This is a genomic window from Streptomyces durhamensis (assembly GCF_000725475.1).
Classification (GTDB): domain Bacteria; phylum Actinomycetota; class Actinomycetes; order Streptomycetales; family Streptomycetaceae; genus Streptomyces; species Streptomyces filipinensis.
Map to the genome: position 1 here is coordinate 78,971 of NZ_JNXR01000020.1, position 11,865 is coordinate 90,835.

Genomic DNA, 11,865 nt, shown 5'->3' on the forward strand with positions numbered 1-11,865 from the left:
AGGGGGGAGTGACGGGCCTCACCTTGGACACCGCCACGATGGCGGCCGTCGCCGTCGGGGCCAACCGGCACGCCAGACGTGCCGACATCGGTCTGTCCGAGGCGAAGAGCAGTTCGGCGAGGAGCAACTCATCCACTGGGCCAACCGCATCGACCTCGCAGAGAAGAGAGTACGCGCGGTGCGCGCACTCTCCCACGCTCAAAAGCAGCAACGGGGCGGCCGCACCAGCGATGACGCGACCCTCTTCCTGATCGAATGGCGCGGGGGCGGCGCCGACCACCTCGCCATCCCGGAGTGAGCCCACAGCCCGCACCACCATGGACATGGCCCACTGCACGCTGACCGTTCCACCCCCGCCGCTGCCCGCGCACGTCCTACCGGTGAACCCGCGCACGTCCTACCGGTGGAGCCGGCTGCGCGATCCTCCTTGGGGCGGGTTCACTTCTCTGTGCGGCTCCCTGTGCGGCGCCATGGCGAGAACCGCCACCGCCGGGTACGGCCTGAGGCCAGGATCTCCATGCGATCATCGTGGCTCGCGGTGAACAGCTGAATCACGATCACACCAAAGACGATCATCGCGATGAGCACGCTCACCGTCACGAAGGTGTCCATGTCTCCCGCACTCCTGCTGCCGGGATCGGCACGTGGTAGATGACCGCTTCAGCAGGAGTACGTGAGGCCGGGTGGCGGGCGTCGTGTCCGCCTTCGGAGTCCCAGACCGCCTCCCGCAGCGAGTCCGAGTCGGCCGCTGCCTCTGCCGCCGCCCGGAAACGTTCGGCCTCATGCATCAGGCCGGTCGCGGTGAGGCTCCGCGACGGGTCGGTGGCCATGGCCATGAGCCGGGCCGCGGTGGCCGGCCCTGTCTCCGGTGGGATCACCAGCAGGCTCCAGCAGCCGAACGTGTAGGACAGCAGCAACAGCTTGTGCGGGTCTTGCCCGGCGTTGGACCAGCCGACGCGCACCATGTGGCCGTGCGCGGGCACTTCTCCCGGAACGACCGGCCAGAACGTGCGGCTCACCGCCACCCGGGTGATCCGCCCCCACAGCGGGTCGAGACATTCGACGAGCGCCGGGAGCTGCTCCGTCAGGTTGCGCGAACGGGGCCACCAGGCACCGTCGATCAGAGCCGGAGGGGCGCCGGCAGGCGCCAGCGTGAGTCGGAGCGGTGACGAGGAAGGGGCCCGGCCTCCGACTGCGAGTGTGAACGGAATGGTCGCGGTCATGGCGAGGACCCAACCCCGGGCCGGTCACGGCCGGCCCGGTTGTCATGAATCGCCGAGAACGACCCGGCGTGGAAGCCGGTGTACGAGATGCTCTCGGTAATCACCAGGATACTCCTCGCAGAAGCCCGGCGGACTGAGCGACGGTGCGAACGGAACACGAGGAACACCTCCCACGCAACACAGCCCAGGAGTGCTGGGCCAGGGCACGCGAGCCGTCGTGGGTGGGACCGGTCCGGGAGCCGGCATACGAAGTGCGCCGGCGTCCTCGGCCCTCTCCCGCCGTTATCGACAGCCGCTTCACGGAATGCGGCGTCGTCTCCGCAACCGCCCCGGCGTGTGCGGAGTACCGTGGACCACACCGAGGGCATTTCGCACACCGGCTTCCACGCCGGGTCGTTCTCGGCGAGAGATGAACCCCGGGTCGCCGCGAAGGCGGCCCGGAGACGGGTCCGCATCATGTCGGCGACCTTGCACCAACCCCTGCCGCACCACGAGCCCGTCGCCGCTCCGGCCGCGCGTCTCGCGCTGAAGACCGACGGAACGTCGCGCGGCCTCCTGGACGGTGCCTGGTGGCCCCGCTCCCGGGACCTGCCGAGCGAGCTGCCCGCACTGACCGACGTGCTGGACCCCCTGTGGGGCCGCATCACCCGCATCGCCGTCAACCCGAAGTACTGGCCGGTCATCCCGCACGGCATCCCCGCGGGCGGTCATGTCGTCAAGGTCGGCTGGTTCACCCCGGAGATCGACCCGCACAAGCTGCTGCTCTCCTACGGCACCGGCCGCTGGGATCTGCTGGTCATCCCACCCGAGACCGGGGCGGAGTCGGCGGCCCGCCTGATGGCGGCCGCGTGCGACTACGACGGTCCACCGATGACCGCAAGCGCTCTCATCGCCGCGGACGAGACCCGGAGTGCCGCCTCCGCTGCCGACCGGCCACTCGAACCGGACGAGGCAGGGACGTACGAGAGCGGCCCCTCCTCTGCGGCCGTTCCGGCACGGACCCATCGCGTCAGTCGCCTGATCATCGGCATGTGAGACAACCGCCATGAACACCTTCCTGACGACCGGCGTCTTCCTGGTCCTCATCGCAGCGGCGGCATTCGTGATCCACCGGCTCGACATCGAGCACGCGGAAAGGATCGCCGTGCACCGGTACAGTCGCGTCCTGCCCGGCGGTCCGCGTCGCGGCACCGACACGGCACGACCCCCTGCGGGACCACCGCGGTCCACCTCGCCGACCGTCGGCGAACGACGTGACCACCGCGACGGGGACAGCGGCCGCTTCCCATTGCGCCGCCGCGACCGCATCACTCACCACGGGTGACGAGGCGATGTCCCCGGCCCCACGCACCGACCGTCGGCGCGGCCCGTACCGACGGGTTTCGGCCCTGCCTCACGAACAGGCGCAGGCACATGCACGGGTCTCGACCGGCGGGTCCCCGCCCCACGTGGTCCTCCCCCGAGGAGCAGCACATGCAAGCCCTGATCGTTCTCATCGTCGTGATCGGCCTCCTGGCCGTCCTGGCCCTCGCCCTGTCCGTGAAGGTCGTCAAGCAGTACGAGGAGGGAGTGCTGTTCCGTTTCGGCCGACTCGTCGGAACACGCTCCCCGGGACTGCGGTTCATCATCCCGTTCGTCGACGTCCTGCGCCGGGTGTCGTTGCGCGTCGTCACCATGCCGATCCAGTCCCAGGGCATCATCACCCGGGACAACGTGAGCGTCGACGTGTCGGCGGTCGCCTACTTCCGCGTCGTCGACGCCGTCAAGTCGGTCGTCGCCGTGGAGAACGTCAACGCGGCGATCAACCAGATCGCCCAGACCACCCTGCGGAAGGTCGTCGGCCGGCACACGCTCGACGAGACGCTGTCGGAGACGGATCGCATCAACCTGGACATCCGCCAGATCCTCGACGTCACCACCGTCGACTGGGGTGTGCAGGTCACGCTGGTCGAGCTCAAGGACATCCAGCTGCCCGACACCATGAAGCGCGCCATGGCCCGCCAGGCCGAGGCGGAGCGGGAGAAGCGAGCGAAGATCATCAATGCGGAGGGCGAGTCCCTGGCCGCGGCCGCGCTCGGCGACGCCTCGGACACCATGATGGCCCACCCCCTGGCGCTTCAACTGCGCAATCTCCAGAGCCTGGTGGAGATCGGTGTCGACCAGAACACCACCGTCGTCTTCCCAGCCCCCCTGATGAGCACGATCGGCGAGCTCGGCTCCTTCCTCGCCCGGGAAACCGCGGCCGCCGCACCCGCCGCGGCAGCACCACTGGCCGGCACCGGCCGCACCGACAAGTCCGTCAGCCCGGCCGGCACCGCGCCCGGCACCGCAGCATGACCCGACTGCCCGCACCACCACCGCGTGCCGCGGTGGTGGTGCGGACGAGCGATCCGGGCCACCAGGGGGGACTCGTGGACGACGCCTGTCGTGCGCGTCCTCGGGGCGTCAGCCGATGATGGGAGTACGGCCGAACACACGGAGCTGATCATGACGGGTTGGCGCGTCAGGGACTACTCCCAGGACGATCTCGAAGCGCTGATCCGTGTCGACATGGAGAGCGGCACCACCGAGGAGCCGCCGCTCTTCCCGCTCTCGGACGCCGTGACGGCCCTCCAGACCCGTCACCCGGCTGTGGTGGCCACGGCCGATGACATGCTGATCGGCGCCGCGGTGAGCAGGGTGGAGGGCGAACGGGCATGGATCCTGCGCATCTGCTTGGCGCCCGGCTGGCGGCAGCGCGGGCTGGGCAGTGCCCTGATCACCGCCCTTGAGCAACGGCTCTTCGCCGCCGGCGTCCGCGCCGTGCACGCCGCCCTGCCCGAGGGCGAGACCGGTGCCACCGCCCTGCGCAACTGCGACTTCGGTGCTCGCCCCGGCCTGGTCTTCTTCGAGAAACGCGGACCGGTCACCCCGCAGTCGGCCGGCACGCTGTCCTCGCTCGGAGCGGAGCTGCCACCGGGGGGACTGTGGCAGAAAGTCGCGGGCATGCAACGGGAGAAGCGGCTCATCGAGCGGCGCCTGGTCCTGCCGCTGGCCCATCCCGAACTGGCCGCGCAGCACGGAGTGGAACTGCCACGGGCGGTGATGCTGTTCGGCCCGCCCGGGACCGGCAAGAGCACGTTCGCGCACGCGATCGCCAGCCGCCTGGGATGGCCCTTCCTCGAACTGTTCCCCGCCCGTCTGGCCGCCGAGTACGGCCTGGCGACCGGGCTGAACCGGCGCTTCGACGAGATCGCGCGGCTCGACCACGTCCTCGTCTTCATCGACGAGGTCGAGGAGATCGCCGGCCAACGCGGCGGCGCGGACGCGACCGCTGTGGGCGTCGTCAACGAACTGCTCAAGGCGATCGTCCGGTTCCGTAGCCAGGACGGGCGGCTGCTCGTCTGTGCCACGAACAACGTGACCACGCTCGACTCCGCGTTCCTGCGGCACGGCCGCTTCGACTACGTGCTGCCGATCGGCCCTCCCGACCACACCGCCAGGACCGCGCTGTGGGAGAGCTACCTGGCCCGAGCGGGCGCGCGGGCCGACAGCGCGGCACTCGCGTCCGCCAGCGAGGGGTTCACCCCCGCCGACATCGCCCACGCGGCGCGAACCGTCTCCCAGGCTCAGTTCGAGCGCACCTTCGACACCGGAACCCGGACCACCCCCACCACCGACGACTATCTGGACACGATCCGCGACACCAAGCCCACGGTCAGCGCCGCCATGGCCCAGGCATTCGCCCAGCAGACGGAGAAGTTCGCCCGCATCTAGCGTCCAGGCCGATGGGGAGTCGGTCTGCGGCGGATATGTCAGGCCGGCGTAGGTGGCGTGTCGCTGCCCGTTTCGATGAGGATCTGCCTGGCCTCGGTGACGTTGTCGGCCCGTACGGCCCTCGCCATCGCGGCGCGTGCCGCGTCGGTCGACGTGTCCGGAGGGACCAGCATCAGGGAGAAGTGGTCCCGGTCGCCCCGGGTGATGAGGACGGTGTCGTCACCGACCGGGAAGGAGTCGATGTGGACGACTCGGCCGTCGACCATCACCCGGGTCGGCAGTCCGTCCCAGGCGCTGCCGTCCAGACCGACACGGGTGACAGGTCCGAGATGCTCGGTCAACGCGGAGATCAGCGAGGGGAGCTCGGCAGCTATGTCCCGGGACCGCGGCCACCATGCGCCGTCCAGGATTCCCTCGCGTGCGCGTGTCGTCTCCAGCCGCAGCAGGGCCGTGCCGGGTTTCACCGACCGGTGGACGGCGTCCGGCAGGAGCCTGGGGAGGTCGGAGGTGTCTGAGTCGGCCATGATGTCCGCCCGTCCGCAAAGATCAGTGCGACCGCGGAGCATGCGACCGCGATACGACCCTGCAACCTCACCGTACTCCGCACGACGCTCGCGCGAGCGCCTCGCCGCACGGCGCGGTTACGGAAACAGGCAACGGCTCCGGCGTATACCCGCCGGAGCCGCCCTTCCGGGTCATTGCACGTGAGCGTGCGCCGACCCGCTCTCGATGTTACGCCAAAGGGATTAATCCGACATGAACAAGCCTTGTCAAGGTTCGCTTCGGTCCGAGAAGCCCACGCGGCGGCTCAGCCACGCCCTTCCTCTTCCGTTTCCATCTGCCGGATCCCCTGGTGCGTCAGCGTGATCATCGCGGGTGTGTTGCCCCTCCCCCAGTCCACGACGACCCAGCCTTCGTCCGCCAGGTACGTACAGGCAGCGGCCATGTCCTGCTCAGGGATACCGAGGTCGGTGCGGAGCTTCGCCCCATCGACGCCGAGGAGACGATTGCCCTCGGCGGCTTGGTACAGAGCCTGCATGATCCTCTCGCGGTACGTCTTCCGGTCTCGCAATATCGCCATGACGCGCCTTCCTCTGCTGCCCCCGGTCGGGCCGAAGTCGATGTCATCCGCGGCCGCCGTCGCGGTGGGGCGCGTCGGAACGCCCGCGTCCACCGCCGGCCGACGGTGCCTCCGGGGCCGACGCCCGATTCCCGGCAGAACATCGCTGTAGTGGAAGGCAGCGATCCGTTCGTCGTGCTGACCATTGAGCTGGTGGATCAGAACGACTCCGACGGCGACCAGAAGGAGCAGTACGGCCACGGCGATGACGGTCATGGTTCTCTCACCTCCGCCGACCGCCGGGCGAAGGCCCTGTCGAGCCGATGGGCCGGGGCGGGGGACGACGGCCGACCTGCTCCGCCGTCGGCCTCCCACGCTTCTTCCCTGTTTCGGGCATCGATCCTTTCTGCTGCTTGCTCCCGGGCCGGGACATCGATGCCGTCGTCGGCCATCAGCTGCGCGGCGGCATCCGCACCGGTTTCCGGCGGAAGCACCAGCACGTCCCGGCGGCCGTCAGCGGAGAAGAGAGTGAGTCTGTGCGGATCCTGCTCCTCGGTGGACCAGTCCACCTGCACGGTGCGCCCGGCGTCGGACACCCAGTGCGGCAGGACGGGCCAGTAGGCCGGGTTCACGGTGACACCCGTGATACGACCCCAGAGATCGCCCAATGCGGCCGTCAAGGACGGCAGCTCACGGGTGAGCGCACGGGAGCGGGGCCACCATGTGCCGTCCAGCCCGCCCGGCGCGGGCGTCAGGGACAGCCGGGCCGCAGGCGGCGGCGCCCGTCTGCTCGATGTCGTTCGGTCAATGGTCACGGCCATGGCGCGGACCTGTCCCCGGGCTCGTGGGTGCGGCCCGGCGCTGTCGATCACCGGAAACGGCACCCGCAGCGGAGCCGGTGCGCGAAGAACTCCCGGTGTCTTCACACTACTCCGCTCACCGGCCCGAAAAGCCGGGGATGACCAGGTGGTTTCCTGCCTTCGGGACCTGGTCGCCGGTGCCCGATGCCGGTCAGAGCCAGTCCTTGCGCTTGAAGGTCAGATACAGCAGCGCGGACAGGAGCACGATGACGGCGACGGAGGTGATGAATCCCGACTCGCGGCCGAAACCGGGATAGGGGAGATTCTGGCCGTAGTAGCCGGTGATCGCGGTGGGGACGGCGATGATCGCGGCCCAGCTCGTCACCTTCTTCATGATCAGGTTCATGCTGTTGGCCTGGACCGAGAGGTTCGTCTCCATGACCGAGGCCACCAGGTCCCGCAGTGATTCCGTCCATTCGGTGGCACGCAGCACGTGGTCGTAGACGTCCTGGTAGTACGGGACGAGAGGGTCGGTGATCAGGTGCAGGCCGGGGCGCATGAGCCCGTTGACCACCTCACGCATCGGGAGCACGACGCGGCGCAACCGGACGAGGGTTTTGCGCAGTGCGAAAACCCGGCGCTGCACGGCTTCGATCTCACGGCGCCCGGCCGCGAAGAGCAGACCCTCCAGCTCCTCGATGCCGTCGTCCAGCTGCTGGACCGCGGCGAAGTGGCCGTCCACGAGATGGTCGAGCAGACCGTGCAGCAGGAATCCGACGCCATGGCCTGCCAGGTCCGGGCTCTCGTCCCAGCGGGCGACGACGTCCTCGATGTCGAGACCGTCGTCCTTGCGGACGGTGATCATGGCCTGACTGGTGAGGAATACGGCGATCTCGCTGTATGACAGTTCCGCACCGTCCGGGCTGACGGTCACGGAATAGGCGCTGAGGAACTCGTGGGTGCGATAGCGGTCGAGTTTCGGCCGCTGCCCGCGCTGTGCGGCATCCTCCAGAGCCAGTTCATGGATGCCGAACACCTGGCCGAGCATGGTGAACTCGGCAGGCCCGGGCCGGTACAGGTCCAGCCACAGGACCGACGCAGGATCGGCGAGATGCGCGGAAACGTCACTGGCGGGAAAGTCCTCCAGGACGAGAGTGCCGTCGTGATACAGCCGGGTGCGCGTCACCATGGCCCGAGGTTAGTGTCTTACGGCCAGATCATGCCGCTTCACCCCCATTGATCCTGACCGGCAAGGACCGCCCCGACTTCCCGCGCCGCCAGGTCCTCACCGCACGTAACGTACGCGGCAGCTGGTTCACCGACCTCGCCCTGGGCGGCCTGTGCACGTAGATGGAGCTGTCCACGTGCCGGCCCGTGAAGTACTCCGTCATCCTGCGCTGCCCCGGCCGCCACTGCTTCGCGTACTCCGCGACCGTCTGCTGACCGGCCTCATGCTGACCTTTTGCTGACCCTGACGCGACGATCAGCGCTCTGACCTGCGGAAAAACCCAAACGCTAGATCTTGGACTTGAACATTGTACGAAACACGAAGAAACTCCCGATTCGCCTGCTCCCTGCCTGCTACTGCAGGTCAAGGGCGGTCTCCGGAGGCTACATCGTTTCGCATGCGCGGTCAGCTGTCGCCGGGTGTTCGAGGACTCACACCGACCCGTTGCTGACTTTTCTGACGCCGCGCCAGCAAAGGCGCACCCACGTCATGGACCGATCCGCAGCGCGTCTCTCGTCCCAGGCGACGTCGAGTTCCTGCAAAACACCGCGCCCAAGGACGCCTCCCCCGCGCTGCTGGTGGAGGCCGTACGGGCGGCGTCACGCGGGGACGCGCTCGTCTCGCCCGGTGTCACCGTCAGACTGCTGCGGCAGCTGCAGGGCGGCGTCACCGGGGAAGGACGCTCCGAGGCAGCCGGGCTGAGCATCCGCGAGACGGAGATCATGCGGCTGGTGGCCGTGGGCCGCACCAACCAGGAGATCAGCGACGAGCTCTTCCTGTCGCTGTCGTCGGTGACGACCTACCTGGCCCGGATCCAGGCGCGCAACCGGGTGGGGGTCGCCGCCTGGGCGTGGGAACACGGCGTGGTCACGTCGCGGCCCTGACGAGGCGTTGAGCATCAGGCGCCGGCAGACGCTCACCGTGGCGGACCCACGAAGGAGCCCGTGCGGGACCTGGGGAGGCTCGCCCGGACCTCCCACTGACCGGAGATCCCGGCACCGGCCGAGAACGTCCCGCCGAGTGCCTCGATGCGCTCCCGCAGCCCGATGAGCCCCAGCCCGCCCCGCCCTCCCGCCGGACTGCCGGAACGGCGCTGCGCCCCGCCGTTGGTCACCGTGACATGGAGCCAGTCCGGGTCGGCGTCCGGTCGTACGACCACGCGCTCGCCCGGAGCGTGCCGGTGCACGTTGGTCAGGGCCTCCTGGACCACGCGGTGCTGCCATTCGTCTGCGAAGCAACCGCATGCCAGGCACCCGTCCGCATCCGGTCAGCCGGGCTGTCGCACGGCCTCTGGCTTCTCGCACGATGCGCACGCCGTCCAGTCCACGATCTGTACCGCCGCCCCGGCGGCCTCCGTGCCCCGGCAGTGGGCGTGGTGCCGGCGGGCGATGCCGTCCAGGTCGAGGTGGGAGCCGAAGGCGGGGTGTGCCGCCAGCCGCCGGGCGTACGCCCACACCTGGGGGTGCTCGGTGATGCGGTGCACCGCGGCGGCGTCCAGGTGGTGGCGGTGCACCGTGTCCAGCTGCACGAGCGCCACCCACAACTGGACGTCACCGAGGGTGAGTTCACCGCCCAGCACGTGCTCCCGAGAGTCGAGCCTCCACTCCAGCACATCCAGCGTGCGCAGCAGGGTGGCCAGCGCGGTGTCGCGTGCCCCAGGGTCGCCATCGGACTGCCCGGCGCGCTGGGCGGCCGAGGTGATGCCCTGCTCACAGAGTCGGCCAACGGTCTCGAGGGCCTCCTCCGCACCGCGGGGGTGGAGATCAGGACCATGTCCGCCGAACCGCCCCGTCAGATCCCGCAGGATGTCGGGGGTGTGGGTGCTGACGATCGTTCCGGTCCAGTTGTCGCTGAGGACCGGTGCCACGGCGGGTCCGGGGTGCTGGTGCGAACTGGCTTCGTACAGCGGGCGCAGTGCCAGGTGTCCGCCGTCCGAGGTGTCGGGCAGGGCGGGCAGCAGCGTCACCGGGAGGGTGTCGTGAAGGCCGAGCAGGCTGTGCGTGACGGCGATCTGCAGGCAGTGCGGACAGGACAGCGAGAGGTGGAGTCGGTAGCGCTGCGGCGCGGCGTAGTAGCCGCTGTGCGCGTCACAGCCGATCCTGCTCCGGAAGGAGGGCACGGCTGTCGGGGATGTGGCGGACATGCGTCTCCCTGGGGTGCTCGGTCGCAGGCATGCGGGCATACGGGGACGACGGCTCGCGGCGGCTTCGGCACGGCCGGGATGCGGTGCTGACGTGAGGATCAGGCGCGGGTGGGAGTGGAGCCTTCACCGTGCGGAGAACTCGCCGCGCTGCACACGCGCAGAAGGTCGACGTGGCGGCGGGACGTCAGCAGGGGCAGCGGCCGGACGGCGATGCGGACGGCTCGACGGCCGAGGTCCAGCACAGAGCAGCCCATCTTTCCCTACCCATTCACTATGATTTCCCGTACTGGAGTGTCGGGCCACGGCCGAGCCCCGTCAAGTGGGCGCGTTCCACCCGCACCACAACGTCTCACCACGTGAGAAGGCCCGCCAGGCCCCGCCCGTGCGGCCAGGCAGAGCGGTCGGTCTCGCACGCGACGAACAGCGGCGGACCGCCTCGACGGCGGCGCCGGCAAGGGAGGGGTCAGCGCGCGCTCCCGGTACCGGCGAAGGGAACCTGGGCGGCGGGGGCCGCCTGCTGCCCATACGGGTGCCGCCACAGACCCTGTGCCTGAAGCTTCGGCAGCACGCCCTCGCCGAACCAGTAGGCCTCCTCCAGATGCGGATACCCGGAGAAGATGAACTCCTCGATCCCCACCGCGGCGTACTCCTTGATCCGCTCGGCAACCTCGGTGTGACTGCCGACCAGGGCGGTCCCCGCCCCACCCCGCACCAGACCGATGCCCGCCCACAGATTGGGATGGATCTCCAGCCCGTCCCGGCTCCCACCCCCGTGCAGGGCCAGCATCCGCTGCTGTCCTTCCGACTCACTGCGGGCAAGCCCGGCCTGAACCTGCCGCACGGTCTCCGCGTCGAAGCCCGCCAGCAGCCGCTCCGCCTCGGCCCAGGCCTGCTCGGAGGTGTCGCGGGTGATGACGTGCAACCGGATTCCGAAGCGGACGCTGCGACCCTCCTGCGCGGCCAGCTTCCTGATCCAGGCGATCTTCTCGGCGACCTGCGCCGGCGGCTCCCCCCACGTGAGGTAGACGTCGACATGCCGCGCGGCCACCTCCCCGGCGATCGCCGAGGAACCCCCGAAGTACACCTCGGGCACCGGGTCGGGCACCCGCGCCAGCCTGGCGTCCTCGACCCGGAGGTGCTCGCCGGACAGGTCGACGGTCTTGCCCTCCCACAGCCCCCGGACGATTTCCAGGAATTCGCCGGTACGGCGATACCGTGCGTCCTTGTCCAGGAAGTCCCCGTAGGCCCGCTGCTCGTGGCTCTCACCGCCGGTGACCACGTTGAGCAGGAGCCGTCCGCCGGTCTGCCGCTGGAAGGTGGAGGCCATCTGCGCCGCGAGCGTCGGCGAGACGAAGCCGGGGCGGAAGGCGACGAGGAACTTCAGGCGCTCGGTGTTCTGGCTGACCATGGCGGTGGTCAGCCACGCGTCCTCGCACCACGCGCCGGTCGGCGTGAGCGCGCCGACGAAGCCGAGGTCCTCGGCGGCGCGGGCGATCTGGCTCAGGTAGGCGACCGTCGGCGGCCGGTCGCGCCCGGACTCCGTGGCGGGGGTGCCGTGGCCGCCGCCGACGACGTGGCGGCTGTCGCCGTTGGTGGGCAGGAACCAGTGGAAGGTGAGGGACACGCGGGGGCTCCGATCGGTGTTCGTCAGCGTT

13 protein-coding genes and 2 pseudogenes are annotated in these 11,865 nt (G+C 69.7%); 6 read left to right on the forward strand and 9 right to left on the reverse strand.

Features of this window, described 5'->3' with window-relative positions; genetic code table 11:
- Positions 1-100: 100 nt before the first annotated feature.
- Positions 101-298 (forward strand): annotated as a pseudogene (locus IO33_RS49575) (serine/threonine-protein phosphatase); the annotation flags it as partial.
- Positions 299-438: 140 nt separating this feature from the next.
- On the opposite strand, the gene IO33_RS50575 reads toward IO33_RS49575, so the two are convergent.
- Together IO33_RS50575 and IO33_RS0128725 are read right to left on the reverse strand one after the other, a co-directional pair.
- Positions 439-612: a hypothetical protein gene (locus tag IO33_RS50575; protein WP_157857918.1), complete on the reverse strand. Its 174-nt coding sequence runs from the start codon at positions 610-612 to the stop codon at positions 439-441.
- Positions 597-1,223, reverse strand: a complete 627-nt coding sequence (locus IO33_RS0128725; RefSeq protein ID WP_051927015.1) for a DUF5994 family protein — start codon at positions 1,221-1,223, stop codon at positions 597-599. The genes IO33_RS50575 and IO33_RS0128725 overlap by 16 nt, the downstream gene beginning before the upstream one ends.
- 348 nt (positions 1,224-1,571) lie before the next feature.
- Here IO33_RS0128725 and IO33_RS0128730 point away from each other — a divergent pair, with 348 nt between their 5' ends.
- From IO33_RS0128730 to IO33_RS0128745, 4 genes are all read left to right on the forward strand, one after another.
- Positions 1,572-2,258: a DUF5994 family protein gene (locus tag IO33_RS0128730; protein WP_031170226.1), complete on the forward strand. Its 687-nt coding sequence runs from the start codon at positions 1,572-1,574 to the stop codon at positions 2,256-2,258.
- Between the two features lie 10 nt (positions 2,259-2,268).
- Positions 2,269-2,547 (forward strand): hypothetical protein, encoded by a 279-nt coding sequence (locus IO33_RS44570; protein ID WP_037686186.1) that lies wholly within the window; start codon positions 2,269-2,271, stop codon positions 2,545-2,547.
- 149 nt (positions 2,548-2,696) lie between these two features.
- Complete coding sequence (locus IO33_RS0128740; protein ID WP_031170228.1) at positions 2,697-3,560, forward strand: slipin family protein; 864 nt, start codon at positions 2,697-2,699, stop codon at positions 3,558-3,560.
- Positions 3,561-3,710: 150 nt separating this feature from the next.
- Positions 3,711-4,979, forward strand: a complete 1,269-nt coding sequence (locus tag IO33_RS0128745; protein ID WP_031170230.1) for an ATP-binding protein — start codon at positions 3,711-3,713, stop codon at positions 4,977-4,979.
- Between the two features lie 38 nt (positions 4,980-5,017).
- Here IO33_RS0128745 and IO33_RS0128750 read toward each other — a convergent pair whose 3' ends face one another.
- The 4 genes from IO33_RS0128750 to IO33_RS0128765 form a co-directional block, all read right to left on the reverse strand.
- Positions 5,018-5,503 carry a DUF5994 family protein gene (locus IO33_RS0128750; RefSeq protein ID WP_031170232.1) on the reverse strand — a complete coding sequence of 162 codons (486 nt, stop codon included), beginning with the start codon at positions 5,501-5,503 and terminating at the stop codon, positions 5,018-5,020.
- 284 nt (positions 5,504-5,787) lie between these two features.
- Entirely contained in the window at positions 5,788-6,060 is a 273-nt protein-coding gene (locus IO33_RS0128755; RefSeq protein ID WP_031170234.1) for a hypothetical protein, read from the reverse strand.
- Positions 6,061-6,311: 251 nt separating this feature from the next.
- The gene (locus IO33_RS0128760; RefSeq protein ID WP_031170236.1) at positions 6,312-6,860 is read right to left on the reverse strand and encodes a DUF5994 family protein; all 549 of its coding nucleotides are present in this window, start codon (positions 6,858-6,860) and stop codon (positions 6,312-6,314) included.
- 190 nt (positions 6,861-7,050) lie between these two features.
- The gene (locus IO33_RS0128765; RefSeq protein ID WP_031170237.1) at positions 7,051-8,028 is read right to left on the reverse strand and encodes a magnesium transporter CorA family protein; all 978 of its coding nucleotides are present in this window, start codon (positions 8,026-8,028) and stop codon (positions 7,051-7,053) included.
- 593 nt (positions 8,029-8,621) lie between these two features.
- Between IO33_RS0128765 and IO33_RS52770 the strand changes: the two are divergent.
- Positions 8,622-8,951: pseudogene (locus IO33_RS52770) on the forward strand (LuxR C-terminal-related transcriptional regulator); the annotation flags it as partial.
- Positions 8,952-8,983: 32 nt separating this feature from the next.
- Here the strand turns inward: IO33_RS52770 and IO33_RS0128785 are convergent.
- The 3 genes from IO33_RS0128785 to IO33_RS0128795 form a co-directional block, all read right to left on the reverse strand.
- Positions 8,984-9,277, reverse strand: coding sequence for an ATP-binding protein (locus IO33_RS0128785; RefSeq protein ID WP_031170241.1), 294 nt, complete (start codon positions 9,275-9,277; stop codon positions 8,984-8,986).
- A gap of 57 nt (positions 9,278-9,334) precedes the next feature.
- Complete coding sequence (locus tag IO33_RS0128790; RefSeq protein WP_031170242.1) at positions 9,335-10,210, reverse strand: glutathione S-transferase C-terminal domain-containing protein; 876 nt, start codon at positions 10,208-10,210, stop codon at positions 9,335-9,337.
- A gap of 463 nt (positions 10,211-10,673) precedes the next feature.
- Positions 10,674-11,834: an LLM class flavin-dependent oxidoreductase gene (locus IO33_RS0128795; protein ID WP_031170243.1), complete on the reverse strand. Its 1,161-nt coding sequence runs from the start codon at positions 11,832-11,834 to the stop codon at positions 10,674-10,676.
- Positions 11,835-11,865 lie beyond the last annotated feature (31 nt).